Below are 19,034 nucleotides of genomic sequence, written 5' to 3'. Positions count from 1 at the left end.
GGTCCCTGGCCCGTTCCACTCGTGCCCGGGTGCTCCGGGCCGGTTCGCATCGGCTCACCGCCTCGCCGAGCGATTACCATCGGCCAGCATCGGCGGGCGCCCGCCCGACCCACGCAGGCCAGGGAGCGAAACGTGCTGATCACCCACGACACCCGGTGTTCCCTCGATGCCGTGGTGGATCTGGTGAACACCGCGCCGGACGACGAGACGGCGACCGACGAGCTCGCGACCGTCGTGGCGCTCGCCGACTTCGTACGAAAGCACGACATCAGCGATGTCGGGGTGCTGTCCGAGTTCGACCTCGCGGCCGTGCGCCGGGTCCGCGGCCGGTTCGCGGAGATCTTCGCGGCGGCCGAGGCTGCCGACGCGGCCTCGGCCGCCTCGGTCATCAACGAGCTGATCGCCGCGGCGGGCACCACACCCCGCCTCACCGACCACGACGGCTACGACTGGCATGTGCACTACTTCGCGCCCGGCGCGTCCCTCGCCGACCATCTCTCCGCCGACTGCGGCATGGCGCTGGCCTTCTTCGTGGTCGCCGGGGAGCAGGAGCGGCTGCGTCGCTGTGAGGCTCCCGACTGCCGGCGCGCCTTCGTCGACCTCTCGCGCAATCGCTCCCGCCGCTACTGCGACAGCCGCACCTGCGGAAACCGCCTGCACGTGGCCGCCTACCGGGCTCGCCGCAAGGAGGCGGCCGGCTGAGTCGGCGGTCGGCCCCGAACGCCGAGATCGGCAAGGACACCGGGGTCGAGCACGGGGACGGAGACTGACGGAGCCCTCGACGGATGACGCCAGGGGCTCCGTTTACGGCTCAGAGCATCAGCAGGTCGTGCAGTGACGCCATGAGCAGCAGGCAGCCGATCACCGCTAGGAAGATCATCAGCGGTGGCTGGGAGAGCGCGAAGAGACAACCTCGCCGCTCCTTGGGTGGAGCGACGGTGTCGCTCTGTGGTGTGTCCAGCATCTCGCCGCGATGATGACGCAGCGGAGACCCTCCGCGCGATCAATCCACCCGGAATGACGGAGAGTTCGCCAATATCCACAACGTACGGAGCGAACGTGATCACTTCGGGGTCGCCGCCCGACCTACCGTGTCGTTTCGGTCCGGGGCCCCCGGTTCGTTGCGGAGCCCCTTCGGTGGCCGGACGCCACCCTCCCCAGGATCAGATGCCGTGCTTCTTCAGGATCGCCTCGATGTCGCTGAAGTCGTCCCCCGCCGCCGCACCCGAGCCACCGGCCCGGGGCGCCGCCGCCGGACGGGCCGCCGGCCGTGACCCCTGCCCCAGCGAGGGCGCCGAGGCCGCCGGGGCTATCGCACCCGTGCGGGACGCCTTGGCCTCCTTGCGGTCCTTCCCGGAAGCTAGGCGGCGCCGCTCGACCGCGCGGGTGGTCATGAACAGGAACCAGGCGGCGCCGAGCACTCCGAAACCGGCCCACGCGGTCGGGCTGAACGCGGTGTCGGCCAGCCACTCGACGACCCCGGTCATCACCAGACCGAGGGGTACCAGGGAGTAGGCGGCGATACGGGCCGCCCTGAGGAAACGCTTCCGGTACGCCGTGATCGCGGCGATGCCCAGGCCTGCCGCGGAGACGGCGGCACAGACGGTCTCGGCAATCATCCGGTCCTCCAGGCGGTGCGCGGTCGGTCGGTCTCGTTGCGTCCCTTCCATCCTGCACCGCCACGCGTCCGATATGCCATGGTCCGGGGAGACCTCAGGGACATCTCCGGGTCCCCTCGGGGTCGGCCCCGGCTCCGGGCAGCTGGAAGACTGATCTCCATGAGCGACTCCTCCCCCCTGCCGACCGCCGTCGTCCTGGACGTCTGGTGCGAACTCCAGTGTTCGGACTGCCGCGGCGCCCTCGACGACATCCGCGCACTGCGGGCCCGCTACGGCGACCGGCTGGACGTGCGGCTGCGGCACTTCCCGCTGGAGAAGCACAAGCACGCCTTCGCCGCCGCGCAGGCCGCCGAGGAGGCCGCGGAGCAGGGGCGGGCGTGGCCGTACGTCGAGGCCGTGCTCGGGCGGGTCGAGGAGCTGGACCGGACCGGAGAGCCGTTCCTCGTCGAGGTCGCCCGGGAACTCGGTCTGGACGCCGAGGAGTTCGACACCGCGCTCATCGACGGCCGGCACATCCTGATCGTCGACGCCGACCAGGCCGAGGGCAAGGCGATCGGTGTGACGGGCACCCCCACGTACGTCATCGGCGGCGAGCGCCTCGACGGCGGCAAGAGCCAGGCCGGGCTGCGCGAGCGGATCGAGGAGATCGCCGACCGGCTGCTGGCCGGGGACGCCTGACCCCGGCCCGCCGCGAGGACCCCACGAAGATCCGGCGGCGCGCTTCCGTGTCCGCCGACGCCCCCGCCGCCACGCGCCCGCACCCCACCGCCGTCAGATCAGGGGCTTGGACAGGTGGTGGGCCGTCGTCTCGTAGCCGAGGGAGTCGTACAGGCACTCGGCCCGGGCGTTGCCCGCGAAGACGTTGAGTGCGATGGCGGTCTTCCCGGCCGCCACGGCCTGGGCCTCGGCCAGCAGCATGAGCGAGCGGCCGTGGCCGCGGCCCCGGTGCGCGGCGTCCGCCTCCACGTCGTAGACGAAGGCGGCGTCGTCGGCCAGCGACAGCCACAGCGTGCCGACCCTCGTGCCCTCGTGCTCCAGCACGCTGCACAGGTTGTGCGCGGAGGCCACTCCGCGCGGCAGGCACCGCACGTAGTCATCGGCTGCTCTGGCGTACGCCTCCGCCTCGGGCACACCACGGGTGATCAGGTCCTGGGCGTAGCCCTCCAGCCCGGCCTCCTTCCAGGGTTCGTACTCGGCCTCGGTCATGGGCCGGCCCCGGCTGCCCTCGGGCAGTGCGGGCGGGGTGCCGTCGAGGGGCTTGCGCATGCTGCGGTTGCGCGGGACGTAGCCGAGCGCCTGGGTCAGGCGCAGCGCGGGCTCTGCGTCCGCCGGGACGGACGCCTCGATCCGCCGGCAGCCCCAGCCCCGGGCCACCTCCTCGGCGGCGAGCGCGGCCACCGTGGCCCGGCCGCGCCGCCGGTCGGGTTCGTCGATGCGCAGATTCAGGATCCGGGCGGCCGAGGAGCCGGGTCCGGGGCGGGTACCGAGGTGGATCTCGCCTGCGGGACGGCTGTTCACGCACACCTGGTAGCGGCGCGAACGGGCTCCGTCGGCGGCGTGCTGAAGCGGCTCGATGGGCCGCAGGGTGGTGGTCATCAGGGGTGTTCTACCCGCCACTGCGCGCGGAGTCTGCCGAATTTCCGCGGCCGTCACGGATCGAGGTCGTCGCCGGACCGTTCGTCGAAGACCCGCATCGCCTTGGCCGTCACCGGGCCCGGGGTGGGGGAGAGTTCACGGGCGTCGACGCGGTGCACGGACTGCACGTCGCGCAGGCTCGACGTCAGGAACACCTCGTCGGCGCGGTCCAGGACGTCCAGCGGCAGGTCGGTCTCGCGGGCGCCGGTCCACTCGACGACGAGGGCGCGGGTGATGCCCGCCAGACAGCCGGAGGCCACCGGCGGGGTGTGGATCTCGCCGTCGAGGACGACGAAGACGTTGGAGCCCGTGCCCTCGCAGAGCCGGCCCACCGTGTTGGCGAACAGTGCCTCGGTCGCGCCCTGTTCGTGGGCGCGGGCCAGGGCGACGACGTTCTCCGCGTACGAGGTGGTCTTCAGGCCGGTGAGGGCGCCGCGCTCGTTGCGGGTCCACGGGACGGTGATCACGGCGGTGGAGTCGGCGCGCCGGGCGGTCTCGGCGAGGGCCACGACGAGGGTCGGGCCGTGGTCGCCCCGGTCGGAGCCGAGCGGCGACACACCGCCGGTGTAGGTGATGCGGAGCCGGCCGAGCGCCACGGGGTTGGCCTCGATCACGGCGGAGCAGGCGCGGCGCACCTCGTCGAGGTCGGGTTCGGGCAGACCGAGTCCGCGGGCCGAGAGGGCCAGGCGGTCGAGATGGCGGGTCAGCGCGAACGGCCGGCCGTCGACCGTCTTCGCGGTCTCGAAGACGCCGTCGCCCACGGTCAGTCCGTGGTCGAGGACGGAGACACGGGCGGAGTCGATGTCCTGCAGTCCGCCGTCGAGCCAGATCTTCACGTAAGGGTCCTCCCACTCGCCTCGTACGTTCCCGACGCTACCGCGAGCAGTCTGGCGGCCTTCAGCTCGGTCTCCCGCCACTCGGCCTCGGGGTCCGACCCCCAGGTGATGCCCGCGCCCGTGCCGAAGCGCAGTTCGCCCGCGGCCCGGTCGATCCAGAAGGTACGGATCCCGACCGCCAGCTCGCCCGTGCCCCGGTCGGCGTCGACCCAGCCGATGCCGCCGGTGTACGGGCCGCGCGGCGCGGTCTCCAGGGCGTCGATGATGCGCAGGGCGCTCGACTTCGGCGCGCCGGTGACGGAGCCGGGCGGGAAGGCGGCGGCGAGCAGCTCCGGCCAGCCGGCGCCGTCGCGCAGTTCGCCGCGCACCATCGACACCAGGTGCACGAGTCCCGGATGCTTCTCGACGACGCACAGGTCGGGCACGGTCACCGACCCGGTGGCGCAGACCTGCCCGATGTCGTTGCGGACCAGGTCGACGATCATGACGTTCTCGGCGTAGTCCTTCTCCAGGAGGTCCGCCTCGGTGCGTCCGGTGCCCTTGATCGGGCCCGACTCGACGACCCGGCCGTCGCGGCGCAGGAAGAGTTCGGGTGAGGCGGTGGCGATCTCGACGCCGTGCCCTGGGAGGCGAATCGTTCCTGCAAAGGGTGCCGGATTACCGCGGGCCAGCAGCGCGGTCAGGGCGTCCACGTCGGCGTCGGGGGCGACGGGCGCGGACAGTACCCGGCAGAGGTTCGCCTGGTACACCTCGCCGGCGGCGATGTGCTCGCGGATGCGGCGAACGCCCGCCGTGTACCCCGCGCGGTCGAGGGACGACGTCCAGTCGCCGACGCCCGGCCCGCGCCACTCCCCCGGCACCGGGGCGGGCGCGGGCTCGCGACGTACGTCACTGAAGCGCGCGCACACCGGATCACCCTCGTAGTTGGCGCACACGGCCCAGAAGCCGGAGGAGTCCAGGGCGGCGGCGTCGCTGGTCACATCGGTGAGACCGGTGGCGACGAGGTTGCCGAAGCGGGCGAGGGGAGGGAGGTCGGGCACACGGTCGAGTCTAGGACGGGCGCCCCGCGGGCGGTCCCGGACGGGTCTCGGACTGGACGCAACGCAGCACGCTGCACAAACGCGTTTTTGTGCTGGCCCCGGAATCCGCTAGAGTTCAACTCGTCGCCGGGTCGCGCAAGCGGGCTGGAAACGACAAGCGGACGTAGCTCAGTTGGTAGAGCGCAACCTTGCCAAGGTTGAGGTCGCCAGTTCGAACCTGGTCGTCCGCTCGCAGGAACGTGGGGGATCTTCCCGAACCCCCGCACTCCTGGTGGAGTGGCCGAGAGGCGAGGCAACGGCCTGCAAAGCCGTCTACACGGGTTCAAATCCCGTCTCCACCTCCAAGGACGATTAGCTCAGCGGGAGAGCGCTTCCCTGACACGGAAGAGGTCACTGGTTCAATCCCAGTATCGTCCACTGAGGCCTGAGGGCTTCCGGAGCCGTGAGGCTTCGACCCCGCGCGATTAGCTCAGCGGGAGAGCGCTTCCCTGACACGGAAGAGGTCACTGGTTCAATCCCAGTATCGCGCACGCAGGATCAGCACCCGTGGTGCTGTGATCCCGAGGACGATTAGCTCAGCGGGAGAGCGCTTCCCTGACACGGAAGAGGTCACTGGTTCAATCCCAGTATCGTCCACACGCACCGAGCCCCCGGCCGTCTCGTACGGCCGGGGGCTTCGTCGTGGGCAGGGCGCGGACGCACCCTGCCCACGGCTCAGCTGGAGAACAGCATGTGACCGAAGCCGCGGTTGTGGTGTCCGTGACCGCCGTGATGGCCTCCGTGGTGACCGCCCTGCGGAGCGCCCCAGGCGGGAGCGCTGTGACCGCCGCCCGAGGGGTACTGCGGAGCCGCCGGCGGCGGGGGAACGGCCGGACCGCCGCCCCACTGGCCCTCCAGACGGGTCAGAGCCTCCAGCTCGCCGTAGTCGAGGAAGATCCCCCGGCAGCCGCTGCACTGCTCGATCTGGACGCCACTGCGGTTGTAGGTGTGCATCGGCGCATGGCACTTGGGACACTGCATGTGCATGGTTCGGATCAACTCCTCGGCGTTCGGTCCTGCTTCGCGTTACGCCTGGACAGACACTGTCCGGCCGCGGTCGGTTGCACCCTACTTCGGGAAAGGGCCGTCCAACTCCGGCGGGATGCCATTCATTCGGTCACATGCGTCCACAACGGACCGCTGCGCGTCGTCGAGGGGCCGGCCTGCCGCCGTGGACTTCGCGAGCGCCAGGGCCGCGGTCTGCACGGTGAGTGCGCGGGCCGGCACGTCCAGTACCGGCCAGGGGTCGCCGTGCGCGGGGACGGCCGGGCCGTCGGCCCCCCGGTAGGCGCTCAGGAAGCGGGTCCACTCCTCGGGCAAAAGGAGGCCGCAGGCGTACCAGGCGGCGGGGCGGGCGAGGTCCCAGGCGGGGACGCCCACGCCCAGGTCGTCGACGTCGATGAGCCGCCAGGGGCCCGTGCCCGCGGGATGCCGGACGAGCTGGCCGAGGTGCAGATCGCCGTGGCAGAGGGTGCCCGTGCCGGGCATGGGGGCCTCGGCCCTGGCCCAGGCGGGAAGGGTGCGCCAGGCGCGCAGTACCGAGGGCGTGGCGGGGTGGTGGGGTGCGGTGGCTTTCAGGCGGGCGACGGCCTGGGCGGCCTTGGCCGGGCCGCGCATGGGCGGCAGGCCCGGCGGCGGCTGCTGCCGGTGGAGGCGGGCGAGGAGGGTGGCCGCCGCCTCCCAGGGAGCGGCCTCCGGGGCCTCGGGGTCGACCGGGGTGCCGTACGGCCAGAACGTGACGAGGCGGTCGTGGAGGGCGGCCGGGGTCGGACGGAGTGGGGCGAGCAGGGTGTCCGGGTGGGCCGCGGCGACGGTCAGGCGGAGGGTCAGGTGGGCGGGGTCGGTGCCGGGGGCGTGGGCCTTGGCCACGGTGTCGGCGTGACGGACGACCGTGCCGTCGGGGCGTTCCGCGAGGACCGAGTCCGGGTGGGAACAGGGGGCGGACCCGGGGTGGGCCGTGCCGCGCACCCTGGCCCTGAGGGCGGGCAGCACGCCGGCGTCGGCTGTGGTCGTCATGGGTCCCCCTGCTCGGCTACGGCGCTGCACGTGAGCCTACGGCCCCGGTGCGCCCGGCCGGAGGGGCCGGGAGAGGATTCCGGGCCCGGTGGTCACGAGGAGCCGTCGTGCCCGCCCTGACCCGTCGGCACGAGCGCTCTCGGTGGGGGGCTCCGGAAAAAGGCAACGCCCGCGCAGCTCCCCAGCTGCGCGGGCGTCTTTTGCCGTCCGCCGCACCCCCGTCCCCACGGGGTTTCATGGATGGATGTCCCCGCCCGGACCGCTCTTCCGGGCCTGGGGTCGCCGCTCAGCGCCCCAGCATCACACCCACGGACGACGCTTGTGTGACCACTGCTTCCCAGCCGCCGAAGGCGTACACGAGCAGGGCCGCCAGAGGGAGGACCATCGCGGTCGCCACCAAGGGGTGACGACGGCCCGGACGACGGTCGGCGGTGAACGTCCTGCGCTCCCGTGTGCGGATCGCGGTCCGCGGTGCCGTGTGGGCCATGGTCCCTCCTCTGACCTTCTTGTCGATGTTGCTTGTCGTTGGCAGCGGCGGGTGTCTGACCTCGGGGGACGAGTGCTGCACCCGCCGCTTGACCTCAAATCTAGGCGGGTGGCGGGTCGGGGTCGTCATGCCCTCGTACCGATTGCCGGGCCTCCCGGAGGATGAGCGAGGACCCTCGGTGTACTCCCCAGGGTGGAGACGGGGTCCCAGGTCTCGGGGTCTTCCCGGAGGGGACGCCCGGTCTGCCCCATCTGCTACCCGTTCCGCTCCGAGCCGTCCTCGCGGGGCACCGGCTGCTCGACCAGCGCGAGGACCCGGTTCGCCATGAACCGGGCCGTCCGCACCACGGAGCCGTTCCGGGTGACTTCGCTCACTTCCACCACGCCCCGTCGCACCGCCGTCTCCACCCGGCGGCCCGCCCTGCTCGCGATCACCTCGTACGTGCGCGTCGTGTCCCCGGCGTCCACGACGATCTCCACTCGGTCACCCTTCACGGGTTCAATCCCCCTTCTGCGGTGGCTGGTTGGGATCAAGGGGAGCCCAACAACGCCCCGAACTCCTGTTCCCTGACTCCTCTTCAAGTTTCTCATTCGGCACTGACAATCCGTCGGGTCGTGAGGGCGCGGCCTCTGCGCACGCCCGGCCGTGGAAACGTAAGCTGTGGCTCGTCAGACGGAACGGGCAGCGGGGATGAACATGGCGATGATGCGCCTGAGGCGCGAGGACCCGCGCGTCGTCGGCTCGTTCAGGATCCACAGACGGCTCGGCGCGGGGGGAATGGGCGTCGTCTACCTGGGCTCCGACCGGCGTGGACAGCGCGTCGCGCTCAAGGTCATCCGGCCGGACCTGGCGGAGGATCAGGAGTTCCGGTCCCGGTTCGCGCGCGAGGTGTCGGCGGCGCGGCGGATCAGGGGCGGGTGCACGGCCCGGCTGGTCGCCGCCGATCTGGACGCGGACCGGCCGTGGTTCGCCACGCAGTACGTGCCGGGGCCCTCGCTGCACGACAAGGTCGCCGATGAGGGGCCCATGTCGGCGGCCGACGTGGCCGCCGTCGGCGCCGCCCTCTCCGAGGGGCTCGTGGCCGTGCACGAGGCCGGTGTCGTACACCGTGATCTCAAGCCCTCCAACATCCTGCTGTCCCCCAAGGGGCCGCGGATCATCGACTTCGGTATCGCGTGGGCGACCGGGGCCTCGACCCTGACCCATGTCGGTACGGCCGTGGGGTCGCCCGGCTTCCTGGCGCCCGAACAGGTGCGCGGGGCCGCCGTCACGCCGGCCACCGACGTCTTCTCCCTCGGCGCCACGCTCGCCTACGCGGCGACCTCCGACTCGCCCTTCGGACACGGCAGTTCGGAGGTCATGCTCTACCGGGTGGTGCACGAGGAGGCGCAGCTGCGCGGGGTGCCCGACGCGCTCGCCCCCCTCGTCCGCGCCTGTCTGGCGAAGGACCCGGAGGAGCGGCCCAGCACGCTGCAACTGTCGCTGCGGCTCAAGGAGATCGCCGCCCGTGAGGCACAGGGCCTGTCCGACATGCGGCCGCCCGCGCCGCGCACGGATCCGGACCGCTCCTCGGGGCGGCTCGCGGAGCAGTACGTCGAGCAGCGCACCCTGCGCCAGCCGCCGGAGCCGCGGGGGACACAGCCCGGCAGGCCGGGCACGGCCGGTGCACAGGCTCCCCGGACCGGGGGCGGCTCCCGGGCGGGTGGGAGCGGGGCGCGGACGGGGGCCGGCGGGGCGCGTTCGGGGGCTCGTCCCCTGCCACCGCGCAACACCACGGGGTCCGGGAAGCGGCCCGCTCCGCGCAGTGGCGCGGGGCGGCCGGGGCCCCGGACCAACGGGACCGGGCGACGGCCCGCCAATCCGCGGCTGCTGCGGCAGCGGCTTTTCGTGTTCGTCGTGGTGACGCTGCTCGCCGCGCTCGGGATCGCCACGGCGCAGGGGTGCCAGGGGCCGTCCCGGGGGCTCGGTGACGGCGTCCGCCAGGAGCAGCCGGTCGTGGAGCGGGACGGCGGGGGTTCGGCGGGGTCGGCCCTGGTCCCCTAGGACCCGGCCCGGGGCGCTAGTTCCGCGGCCGTCCCGTCGCCACCGCGTAGAAGGCCACTGCCGCCGCCGCGCCCACGTTGAGGGAGTCGACTCCGTGGGCCATGGGGATGCGGACCCATTCGTCGGCGGACATGAGGGCCTTGGTGGAGAGGCCGTCTCCCTCGGCGCCGAGCATCAGGGCGACGCGGTCCATGCGGTGCGGGGCGGTCTCGTCGAGGGACTTCGCCTTCTCGTCCGGGGTGAGGGCGAGCAGGGTGAAGCCGGCGTCGCGGACCGCGTCGAGGCCCTTGGGCCAGGCGTCCAGGCGGGCGTAGGGCACGGAGAAGACCGCTCCCATGGAGACCTTGACGCTGCGGCGGTAGAGCGGGTCGGCGCAGTCCGGGGAGAGCAGGACCGCGTCCATGCCGAGGGCGGCGGCCGAGCGGAAGATCGCGCCGATGTTGGTGTGGTCGTTGACCGACTCCATGATGACGACCCGGCGGGCGGCGCCCAGGAGTTGGTCGGCCGTCGGCAGGGGCCTGCGCTGCATCGAGGCGAGGGCGCCGCGGTGCACGTGGTACCCGGTGACCTGTTCGGCGAGTTCGGGGCTGACCGCGTAGACGGGGGCCGGGAGTTCGTCGATGACGTCGCGCATGACGTCGACCCACTTGGCGGAGAGCAGCATGGAGCGCATCTCGTAGCCGGCTTCCTTGGCCCGTCTGATGACCTTCTCGCCCTCGGCGATGAACAGGCCCTCGGCGGGTTCGCGCCGTCGGCGCAGCTCCACGTCGGTCAGGCCGGTGTAGTCGCGCAGGCGCGGGTCGTCGGGGTCGTCAACGGTGATGAGATCGGCCACAGGGTGATACTGCCTTGTCCTGGGTGTGGTGCCAACGGCTGGGGACGGGTCGGGTTACCGGTGGTTACGGTTCCGCTCCGCACGGTCCGGGGTCATCGCCCGGTGTCATGCGTCCGGCCCGGGCCCCACCTTCACGACCTCGCCGATCACGATCACGGCCGGCGGCTTGACCCCTTGCGCACGCACCGTCTCGGCGACCGTGGCGAGGGTGGCGTCCACCCGGCGCTGGGCGGCCGTGGTGCCCTCCTGGACCAGGGCGACCGGGGTGTCCGGGGACCTCCCGTGCGCCACCAGGGTCTCGGCGATCCGGCCGATCTTGTCGACGCCCATCAGGATCACCAGGGTGCCGGTCAGCCGGGCGAGGGCGGGCCAGTCGACGAGGGAGCGCTCGTCGTCGGGGGCCACATGGCCGCTGACCACGGTGAACTCGTGCGCGACACCCCGGTGGGTGACCGGGATGCCGGCCGCGCTCGGGACGGAGATCGAACTGGAGATGCCGGGGACGACCGTGCACGGGATGCCGGCCTCGGCGAGCGCGTGCAGTTCCTCCATGCCGCGGCCGAACACGTACGGGTCGCCGCCCTTGAGGCGCACGACCGACTTGCCCTGCTTGGCGTGCTCGATCAGCGCGTTGTTGATCGCCTCCTGGGCCATGAAGCGGCCGTACGGAATCTTCGCCGCGTCGATCACCTCGACGTGCGGCGGGAGTTCGGCGAGGAGGTCGCGGGGGCCGAGGCGGTCGGCGATGACGACATCGGCCTCGGCGAGGAGGCGGCGGCCGCGCACGGTGATCAGGTCCGGGTCGCCGGGGCCGCCGCCGACGAGGGAGACACCGGGGGTGCGGGTGCGGTGGTGGGGGGCCACGAGGGTGCCGTCCCGCAGGCCCTCGACGACCGCGTCGCGGATCGCGGCGGTGTGGCGGGGGTCGCGCTCCTGGGCGTTGGCGGTGAGCACGGCGACCGTGACGCCCTCGCTGTGGCCGGTCGCCGGGGTCCAGGCGGTGGCCTCCTCCGCGCTGTCGGAGCGGACGCACCAGATGCGGTGGCGCTCCGCCTCGGCGGACGCGCGGGCGTTCGCCACCGGGTCGCCGGTGGCGATCAGGACGTACCAGGCCTCGGCGAGGTCGCCCTCCGCGTACCTGCGCCGCTCCCAGGTCAGCTCGCCCGCGTCCGCCATCGCCTCCACGGAGGGGGTGGCGCTCGGGGACACGAGGACGATGTCGGCGCCGGCCGCGATGAGGGCGGGGAGGCGGCGTTGGGCGACCTGGCCGCCGCCGATGACGACCACTCGGCGGCCGGTGAGGCGGAGGCCTACGGGGTAGGCGGGGTGTTCGGCCATGAGGGTGCGGCTCCTCGGGCTGGCGGCGTGCGAGGCGGGCCACTGCGGCTTTGGAGTGTGCCCTGACGTGCGGATTCTAAGGGGCGGACGGGGAGTGGGGCTCAGCAGGTGCACCGGCTGAGCCGCCGGAGCGGGATGCGGGCCGGTGGGCGCGACCGCCCCCGGGCCGGTGGCGCGCCCGGCGCCCGCTTCCCCCTGCTACTTCTCGGTCACCCCCGCCGAGTCGAACGTCGCCACCTCGTGCATCGCCCTGGCCGCGCTCTGGACGACCGGGAGGGCGAGGAGGGCGCCGGTGCCCTCGCCGAGGCGGAGGTCGAGGTCGACCAGCGGGCGCAGACCCAGTTTCTGCAGGGCGGCCACATGGCCGGGCTCGGCACTGCGGTGGCCGGCGATGCAGGCGGCGAGGACCTCGGGGGCGATGGCACGGGCCACCAGCGCGGCGGCGCCGGCGCTGACGCCGTCGAGGATCACCGGCGTACGCAGGGAGGCGCCGCCGAGGAGGAGACCGACGATGGCGGCGTGTTCGAAGCCGCCCATCGCCGCCAGGACGCCGATGGGGTCGGCCGGGTCGGGCTCGTGCAGCTCGATGGCGCGGCGTACGACGTCCGTCTTGCGGGCGAGGGTCTCGTCGTTGATGCCCGTGCCCCGGCCGGTGACCTCGGAGGGGTCGGCGCCGGTGAAGACGGAGATCAGGGCGGCGGAGGCGGTGGTGTTGGCGATGCCCATCTCGCCCGTGAGGAGCGCCTTGTTGCCGGCCGCGACCAGGTCGCGGGCCGTCTCGATGCCCACCTCGATGGCCTGCTTTGCCTCTTCGCGGGTCATCGCGGGGCCGGTGGTCATGTCGGACGTACCGGCGCGGATCTTGCGCGGCAGCAGCCCCGGGGTGGCCGGGAGGTCACTCGCCACGCCGACGTCCACGACGCAGACCTCGGCGCCCACCTGGGCGGCGAAGGCGTTGCAGACGGCACCCCCGCCCAGGAAGTTGGCGACCATCTGGGCCGTCACCTCCTGGGGCCAGGGGGTGACGCCCTGGGCGTGGACGCCGTGGTCGCCCGCGAAGATCGCGACGGCCGCGGGCTCCGGGATGGGCGGCGGGCACTGCCTGGACAGGCCGGACAGCTGGGCGGAGATGATCTCCAGCATGCCGAGGGCGCCGGCCGGCTTGGTCATGCGCTTCTGGCGCTCCCACGCCTCGCCGAGCGCCTTGGCGTCCAGCGGGCGGATGCCGGCGACGGTCTCGGCGAGCAGGTCGTGCGGCTCGGCGCCGGGCAGGGCGCGGCGGCCGTACGTCTCCTCGTGGACGACCCAGGAGAGCGGGCGGCGCTTGGCCCAGCCCGCCTGCATCAGCTCGGGCTCCGCCGGGAACTCGTCGACGTACCCGACGCACAGGTACGCCACGACCTCCAGGTGCTCGGGCAGGCCGAGGGCACGGACCATCTCGCGCTCGTCGAAGAAGCTGACCCAGCCGACGCCGAGGCCCTCGGCGCGGGCCGCGAGCCAGAGGTTCTCGACCGCGAGGGCGGAGGAGTACGGGGCCATCTGCGGCTGGGTGTGGCGGCCCAGGGTGTGCCGGCCGCCCCGGGTGGGGTCGGCGGTGACGACGATGTTCACCGGGGTGTCGAGGATCGCCTCGATCTTCAGTTCCTTGAACTGCTTCGCCCGGCCCTTCGGCAGCGACTTCGCGTACGCCTCGCGCTGGCGCTGGGCGAGTTCGTGCATCGTGCGGCGCGTCTCGGCGGACCGGATGACGACGAAGTCCCAGGGCTGCGAGTGGCCGACGGAGGGTGCCGTGTGGGCGGCCTCCAGGACGCGGAGCAGCACGTCGTGCGGGATCGGGTCGCTGCGGAAGCCGTTGCGGATGTCGCGGCGCTCGCGCATGACCTTGAGGACGGCCTCGCGTTCGGCGTCGTCGTAGGGCGGCGCGGCCGGGCCCGTGGGCTGCCGGGCCTCCTCCCGCACGTCCGCCGGTGCGTCTTCGGCTGTCTCGTCCACCGGGGCCGTGCTTTCTTCGGCTGTCGCTTCCACTGCTTCCGCTTCCGGCGCCTCGCCGTCCTCCTGGTCGGCGGCCCGGGTGGCCAGGTCCTCGGCGCTCTGGACGACCTCCGGGTCCGCGCCGGTCGCCGCGAGCGGCTGCGGCACGAGCACCGTCTCGGCCTCGGAGTCCCGGGGCGCCGGGACCGCGGGCCCGGTCCCGGCCGGTTCCGTCTGGCCCTCGGTCGGCGGGAACTCGGCGGCGACGGGGGTCGCCCGGTCCTGCTCCGACAGCGGCGGGACCACCATCCCGTGGGGCGGGGTCGTGGCCGGGTGCGGGGCGGTCGGCACGGAGCCGAGGAGGGGCACGAACGGGGCCGGCGTACGACCGGCGCCGGTTGCGGGCTCCTCGGTGGTGCCGGCGAGCGGGGTGTCCGACGCGGGCTCGGCCGGGGGCTGGATCACCGCGCCCTGGGGGGCGTCGATCGCGGCGGCCGCGGGAATCGGAGCCTCGGCCGTGGACGGCTCGGCAGCCGGGGGGTCCGCGATCTCGCGGGTCACGGCCGCGGAGTCGGCCGCGGGCTCGGCCGGAGCCTCGACGGTCGCCTCGTCCGAAGGCGTGGGCTCCTGGGCATCCGTACCGCCGGCCGACCGGTCCGCCGCGTTCACGTACGTGACCTCGGGCTCGACGACGGCTTCGGCGGGGACGGGTGCCTGCGGGGTCTCCGGCTGCGGAACGGTGTCGGCGGCGGCCTGTTCGGCTGCCGACTGCTCCGCTTCCTCGTTCCGGTCCTGGTCGTCCTGCTCGCTGCGGTCCTGGGCCTCGCTCCGGTGCTCGGGTTGGTGCTGGTTCTGGTCCTGGTCCTGGTCCGCTACGAGTGCGACCGGCTCGGTGGCCTGCGGGTCCTGCGGTACGGGCCCGGGTTCCGGCTGTACGGGCTCCAGCGGCCGGGAGTCCGCGGCTCCGGTTTCGGGCGCGCCCTCCGCGGGGACGTCCGGCGTCGGGACCGCCGCGGTCTCCGTGAGCTGCTGGGGCTCCTCGGCGACCGGCGGTTTCACCGGCTGCTGGGGCTCCTGCGCAGGGGCGGGCTCCGCAGCGGTGTCCGTGACGTTCTCGGCGGCGGGCTCCTGCGGGGAAGCGGGGGGCTCCTCGGCGGGCGCGGCGGGGGCCGCCTGGGCATCGGCCTCGTCGGTCGGCGCCTGCGGCCCGGGGGCTGCGTGCTGCTCGGCGGGCTGCTCGGTGTCCTGCGCTTCGATCATGTCCTCCGCCACGGCCTCGTCGGCCGGCACGGGCGCTACGGGCACGACGGACACCGCGGGCCCGGCGTGGTCCGCCGGCGGCAGCGTCTCCGCCTCGTCGAGCGCGGCCGGAGCGGACGCGTCGCCGGGCGCGGTGGCCGCCTCGGGCTCCTGCGGGACCTGAGGCAGGCCCTGGGGCTCGGCGGCGGTCTGGACCGGGACCGGCTCTGAGTCCTGGGCGGCCGGAGGGAGGGCCGTCGCGTCCGGCGTCTGCTGGGCCGGGTCGACGGGCGCGGCCTCGTCGAAGGCCTGCGCCTCGGGTGCCGCCTCCACCGGGTCGGTGGCCTGCGGAGCCACCGCCTGCGGAGCCACGGCCTGCGGGTGCTCGACGCCGGACGCGATCTCGGCGGCCTCGGGGGCCGGAGGCGCGTCGACGGCCGCGGGGGCCTCTTCCCGCACAGCAGCCGGCACCTCGGCCGGTTCGGGCACCTCGGCCGGTTCGGGCACCTCGGTGTCGACGGGGGCCGGTGCCTCGGCCGCCTCCGGGGCGTGAGCCTGCGCCTCGGGCGCCTCTGAGACCTCGGCCTGCTCGGCGGCGGGCGCCTCGGCCTCGCCGGGCAACTGCTCCTCGGCGGCGACCGGCGCGTCCACGGCCTCCGGGACCTCCGGGGCCTCAGTCCGGGGCTCGACCGCCTCCGGGGCCTGGAACTGCGCGGCGACCGGCGTCCCCACGGCTTCCGGGTTGCGGAACTGCGCGGCCGCGGCCTCCTGGGCCAGGGCGTACGCGGCGTCCTGGGCCTGGTGCAGGGCCTCGGCGTCCTGGATCTCCTCCGGCGCGTCGGCGGACTGCGGCGCCTCCTCGCTCAGCGGTGTCTCCGCCACCGCCACGGAAAGCTGCGCCTCCTGCGGAACGACCGTTTCTGCGGCCGCTCCCCCGGCGACGACCCCGGGGGCGGCCTGGGCAGGGGCCCCGACCCACTGCGACACGGGCTGCTGGGGCACGTCGAGATACTCGGGGCCCATGGTGGGCGGGCCGGAGTGGCGCCCGGCGCCGGGTGGGACGGGGGCACCGGCCGGGCCGCGGTCGGCGAGGGAGCGGACCGGGCTGGCGGAGGCGTCGGGGGTGGGCGGGCCGAGATGCAGGGGCCGACGGGCCACCGGCGGCTGCGGGACGGGGGTCGCGACGGGCGTACGGACGGCGCCGAGGTCGAGCGAGCCGCTGTCCCGGCCGGACATCTCGTGCGGGCCCGGCTCGTGGACGGGTTCGTGGACGACCTGGACCACGGGCTCGGGCGCGGGCGGCGGCATCTCGTTGCCCCACGCGCCCTGGGCACCCGGCAGCAGAAGGTCTTCGTCCTCGGCGGCGGTCTCGGAGAGGTAGGTGTACGCACCCGGCGCAGGGACGCCCGGCTGCTCCACCATGCCTGCGCTCTCCGGCAGTCCCTCGCCCGGGACCTGGCCGGTGTCGGTCATGCGTACCCCTCGCCCATCGGTTAGTGCCTCCATGCCAGCTGGCCCGGGACGGCGCACCTACCGCCCCACTGTGAAGAACGAGCGTGCGTGCCCAGCGGCACGTGACGACCCGGCTGCATGTCGACAAAGCCATTGAAGGGCCATTGTCCCGGTCGTCCCCCCGTCGCGACAGCTTGATCCGCGCCGGTCCGCTGTGGACTGCGCCACGTTGCGCGTCCTCCCCGTTTCGCCGTACCACACACGCCCTCAAAACGGGCGTGCTTTTAGGACATTGACCGACGAAGTGCCGGATGTCGAAGTGCGGTACAACAGTCCGCCAGCTTACCGCGCCGGTACGACAACCGGATCACAGGGAATGTTCGGGCAGGGTCCCGCTGAGCAGGAAGGCGACGCTTCGTTCCCGCTCCGTCCAGGCCCTTGTATCGAGTTCCACGGACTGGACGAAGTCGCAGCGGACCTCGTACCCGTGCTCGTTCAGGTCCCGTCCCACGCGCTCGGCGGCGGGGCGGGTCAGGGCGTGGGTGACGATGCACCGGGGGCGGCGGTCGGCGACGGCGGACACCACGGCCGCTCCCCCACCGCCGACGCGTACGACGTCGGGTTCGGGGAGGTTCTCCAGGACGTGCGGGGCGGCGCCGTGGACCACCTGGAGCTGGACGCCGAAGCGGCGGGCGGCCAGGGTCGTGCGGCCGCAGGCCTCGGGGTCGCGGTCGACGGCGATGACGGCGGCGCCGCAGCGGGCGGCCTCGGTGGCGAAGGCGCCGCTGCCGGAGCCGATGTCCCAGACGAGGTCGCCCACGCGCGGTCCCAGGCGGGCCAGTTGGGAGGAGCGCAGCAGTTCGGCCTCGCCCTCGCCCAGGGCGCCGCCGTAGACGGCGGAGGGCAGGGCCCAGCCGCGCGGTCCGCCGCCGGGGTCGCGCCCGGCGAGCCAGCCGCCGCCCTCGGCCGCGCTCGCGTGGCCGCCGATGACGATGACGAGGTTGGGGTCGCGCCAGGTGCGGTCGACGGCCTTGTCGGAGGTGAGGACGGTGACCCGCTCGCGTTCCGTGCCGAGTTCCTCGCAGACCACGAAGGTGCGGTGCACTCCGTCGAGGAGCAGGCCGAGTTCGGCGGGTCCGGCGCCGGGCGAGGTGAGGACGGCGACCTTGGTGTGGGCGCGGCACACGTTCACCGCGCGGCGCAGCGTACGGCGGTGGGCGACGACGACCTCCGCGTCGTCCCAGGGCATGCCCGCGCGGGCGAAGGCGGCGGCCACGGAGGAGACGCCGGGGACGACCTCGACCTCCAGGCCGAACTCGGGGGACCTGAGAGTGCGCACGACACCGAAGAAGCCCGGGTCGCCGTCGGCGAGGACCACGGCGGTGCCCCGATGGCCGGCGATGCGGCGGGCGGCGAGGGCGACGCTGCCGAGACGGATGCGTTCGGCGGGCGGGGGCACCTCGGGCAGTGCGAGGTGGTGGGCCGCGCCGGCCACCAGTGTGGCGGCGGCGAGGGCGGAGCGTGCCGCGGCGGTCAGGGGGGAGCCGTCCCAGCCGATCACGGTGACCCGGTCGGCCATCGTCGTCAGTCTCCAGAGGGTCTTCGCAGGTCGTCGGGAATGCCCGCACGGGGTCCCGTGAGACTACCTGGTGACGTCGTGGGCCCCGGCGGCCGGGTTCGCGGCCGCGCGTGTGCCCGTGGGTGGTTCAGTTCCAGTCCGAGTAGGCCCCGTAGCCGCCGCTGTCGGCCAGTTCCTGGCTGACGCCCTCGATGTCCTCCGGGAGGAGGCTCCAGACGATGAAGTCCGTGCGGACCTCGGTCCAGCCGTCCTCGGCGGTGCGGGTGCGCGCTATACAGGCGTTGCGCAGCACGCCCTCGCTGATACAGCCGATCTTCTGGGCGACCTGCTGGGAGGCGGTGTTGTCGGCGGCCGTGCGCAGCTCGATGCGTTCGAACTTCTGCTCACGGAACAGCCATTGGGCGGTGGCGAGGGCGGCCTCGGAGGCGTAGCCCTCACCGCGGGCCCAGGGGGCGACGACGTACGAGAGTTCCGTCGCACGCACGTGCCAGTCGGTTTTCGTCAACTGGATGACGCCGACCAGGCGCTGGGTGAGGAACTCGGTGACCGCGAGGTCGAGGCCGCGTCCCGAGGTGCGTTCGGTGGGCGCGTACTCGGTGATCCAGGTACGCGCCTCGCGTTCGGTGAAGGGCTGCGGGACATCGGTCCAGGCCATCACCTGTTCGTCGTTCATCATCTCGGTGAACGCCTGGATGTCGTCCTCGTCGAACGGGCGCAGAACCAACCGATCCGTGTTGATGGAGATGTCGGGAAAGGTGCTCATCATGCGCCGCTCCGTAACGCTCGAGAACTTTGAGAGCCTGCCGAACTGCCCAGCATGCAGCATGTAAGCACTCAATCGCACCATGGGGCCCTCCCCCACTGCCCGAAGGGCGTGGGGGTACCCCCACCCCGTGAGAGAGCGG

Annotated in this window: 17 protein-coding genes and 5 tRNA genes; 8 read left to right on the top strand and 14 right to left on the bottom strand. The window is 73.4% G+C overall.

The window, feature by feature from the left end; genetic code table 11:
- The first annotated feature begins 132 nt into the window (after positions 1 to 132).
- The gene (locus tag STRBO_RS0115980) at positions 133 to 702 is read left to right on the top strand and encodes a CGNR zinc finger domain-containing protein (protein ID WP_005485391.1); all 570 of its coding nucleotides are present in this window, start codon (positions 133 to 135) and stop codon (positions 700 to 702) included.
- A 109-nt stretch (positions 703 to 811) separates the two neighbouring features.
- Here the strand turns inward: STRBO_RS0115980 and STRBO_RS43780 are convergent, their stop codons facing one another.
- Both STRBO_RS43780 and STRBO_RS0115970 read right to left on the bottom strand, forming a co-directional pair.
- A complete protein-coding gene (locus STRBO_RS43780; RefSeq protein ID WP_005485389.1) occupies positions 812 to 964 on the bottom strand; it encodes a hypothetical protein in 153 nt (50 codons plus the stop codon).
- A gap of 199 nt (positions 965 to 1,163) precedes the next feature.
- A complete protein-coding gene (locus tag STRBO_RS0115970; RefSeq protein ID WP_020114446.1) occupies positions 1,164 to 1,619 on the bottom strand; it encodes a hypothetical protein in 456 nt (151 codons plus the stop codon).
- A gap of 159 nt (positions 1,620 to 1,778) precedes the next feature.
- On the opposite strand from STRBO_RS0115970, the gene STRBO_RS0115960 reads away from it, so the two are divergent.
- A complete protein-coding gene (locus tag STRBO_RS0115960; protein ID WP_005485387.1) occupies positions 1,779 to 2,297 on the top strand; it encodes a DsbA family protein in 519 nt (172 codons plus the stop codon).
- A 93-nt stretch (positions 2,298 to 2,390) separates the two neighbouring features.
- Here the strand turns inward: STRBO_RS0115960 and STRBO_RS0115955 are convergent, their stop codons facing one another.
- The 3 genes from STRBO_RS0115955 to STRBO_RS0115945 are packed head-to-tail and all read right to left on the bottom strand — an operon-like array spanning position 2,391 to position 5,130.
- A complete protein-coding gene (locus STRBO_RS0115955; RefSeq protein ID WP_005485386.1) occupies positions 2,391 to 3,215 on the bottom strand; it encodes a GNAT family N-acetyltransferase in 825 nt (274 codons plus the stop codon).
- Positions 3,216 to 3,268: 53 nt separating this feature from the next.
- A complete protein-coding gene (locus tag STRBO_RS0115950; RefSeq protein ID WP_005485382.1) occupies positions 3,269 to 4,090 on the bottom strand; it encodes an aminotransferase class IV in 822 nt (273 codons plus the stop codon).
- Entirely contained in the window at positions 4,087 to 5,130 is a 1,044-nt protein-coding gene (locus tag STRBO_RS0115945; protein WP_005485380.1) for a chorismate-binding protein, read from the bottom strand. The genes STRBO_RS0115950 and STRBO_RS0115945 overlap by 4 nt, the downstream gene beginning before the upstream one ends.
- A gap of 157 nt (positions 5,131 to 5,287) precedes the next feature.
- On the opposite strand from STRBO_RS0115945, the gene STRBO_RS0115940 reads away from it, so the two are divergent.
- The 5 genes from STRBO_RS0115940 (at position 5,288) to STRBO_RS0115920 (ending at position 5,766) form a co-directional block, all read left to right on the top strand.
- Positions 5,288 to 5,360 (top strand) — tRNA-Gly (locus tag STRBO_RS0115940).
- 40 nt (positions 5,361 to 5,400) lie between these two features.
- Positions 5,401 to 5,474, top strand: a tRNA-Cys gene (locus tag STRBO_RS0115935).
- 1 nt (position 5,475) lies between these two features.
- A tRNA-Val gene (locus STRBO_RS0115930) sits at positions 5,476 to 5,547 on the top strand.
- A 41-nt stretch (positions 5,548 to 5,588) separates the two neighbouring features.
- Positions 5,589 to 5,660 (top strand) — tRNA-Val (locus STRBO_RS0115925).
- Positions 5,661 to 5,694: 34 nt separating this feature from the next.
- Positions 5,695 to 5,766, top strand: a tRNA-Val gene (locus tag STRBO_RS0115920).
- Positions 5,767 to 5,844: 78 nt separating this feature from the next.
- Here STRBO_RS0115920 and STRBO_RS0115915 read toward each other — a convergent pair.
- The 4 genes from STRBO_RS0115915 to STRBO_RS0115900 form a co-directional block, all read right to left on the bottom strand.
- Entirely contained in the window at positions 5,845 to 6,150 is a 306-nt protein-coding gene (locus tag STRBO_RS0115915) for a TFIIB-type zinc ribbon-containing protein (protein ID WP_028796682.1), read from the bottom strand.
- 87 nt (positions 6,151 to 6,237) lie between these two features.
- Positions 6,238 to 7,185 (bottom strand): phosphotransferase family protein, encoded by a 948-nt coding sequence (locus STRBO_RS0115910; RefSeq protein ID WP_005485378.1) that lies wholly within the window; start codon positions 7,183 to 7,185, stop codon positions 6,238 to 6,240.
- Positions 7,186 to 7,471: 286 nt separating this feature from the next.
- Positions 7,472 to 7,672 carry a hypothetical protein gene (locus STRBO_RS0115905; protein ID WP_020114444.1) on the bottom strand — a complete coding sequence of 67 codons (201 nt, stop codon included), beginning with the start codon at positions 7,670 to 7,672 and terminating at the stop codon, positions 7,472 to 7,474.
- A 254-nt stretch (positions 7,673 to 7,926) separates the two neighbouring features.
- On the bottom strand, positions 7,927 to 8,166 hold the full coding sequence (locus STRBO_RS0115900; protein ID WP_028796681.1) for a hypothetical protein: 240 nt from the start codon (positions 8,164 to 8,166) through the stop codon (positions 7,927 to 7,929).
- A gap of 196 nt (positions 8,167 to 8,362) precedes the next feature.
- On the opposite strand from STRBO_RS0115900, the gene STRBO_RS0115895 reads away from it, so the two are divergent.
- Positions 8,363 to 9,715, top strand: coding sequence for a serine/threonine-protein kinase (locus tag STRBO_RS0115895; RefSeq protein ID WP_005485375.1), 1,353 nt, complete (start codon positions 8,363 to 8,365; stop codon positions 9,713 to 9,715).
- A gap of 16 nt (positions 9,716 to 9,731) precedes the next feature.
- On the opposite strand, the gene STRBO_RS0115890 is transcribed toward STRBO_RS0115895, so the two are convergent.
- The 5 genes from STRBO_RS0115890 to STRBO_RS0115870 form a co-directional block, all read right to left on the bottom strand.
- On the bottom strand, positions 9,732 to 10,550 hold the full coding sequence (locus STRBO_RS0115890) for a TrmH family RNA methyltransferase (protein ID WP_005485373.1): 819 nt from the start codon (positions 10,548 to 10,550) through the stop codon (positions 9,732 to 9,734).
- Between the two features lie 105 nt (positions 10,551 to 10,655).
- Positions 10,656 to 11,888, bottom strand: a complete 1,233-nt coding sequence (cobA, locus tag STRBO_RS0115885) for a uroporphyrinogen-III C-methyltransferase (protein ID WP_005485370.1) — start codon at positions 11,886 to 11,888, stop codon at positions 10,656 to 10,658.
- Positions 11,889 to 12,086: 198 nt separating this feature from the next.
- Positions 12,087 to 16,571 carry a nicotinate-nucleotide--dimethylbenzimidazole phosphoribosyltransferase gene (cobT, locus tag STRBO_RS0115880; protein ID WP_005485368.1) on the bottom strand — a complete coding sequence of 1,495 codons (4,485 nt, stop codon included), beginning with the start codon at positions 16,569 to 16,571 and terminating at the stop codon, positions 12,087 to 12,089.
- A gap of 346 nt (positions 16,572 to 16,917) precedes the next feature.
- Entirely contained in the window at positions 16,918 to 18,129 is a 1,212-nt protein-coding gene (gene cbiE / locus STRBO_RS0115875) for a precorrin-6y C5,15-methyltransferase (decarboxylating) subunit CbiE (RefSeq protein ID WP_005485366.1), read from the bottom strand.
- Between the two features lie 127 nt (positions 18,130 to 18,256).
- Positions 18,257 to 18,895, bottom strand: a complete 639-nt coding sequence (locus STRBO_RS0115870) for a GNAT family N-acetyltransferase (protein WP_005485365.1) — start codon at positions 18,893 to 18,895, stop codon at positions 18,257 to 18,259.
- Positions 18,896 to 19,034 lie beyond the last annotated feature (139 nt).

The organism is Streptomyces bottropensis ATCC 25435, assembly GCF_000383595.1.
In the GTDB taxonomy this organism is placed as follows: Bacteria; Actinomycetota; Actinomycetes; order Streptomycetales; family Streptomycetaceae; genus Streptomyces; species Streptomyces bottropensis.
This window is presented reverse-complemented; position numbering and strand designations above follow the sequence as displayed.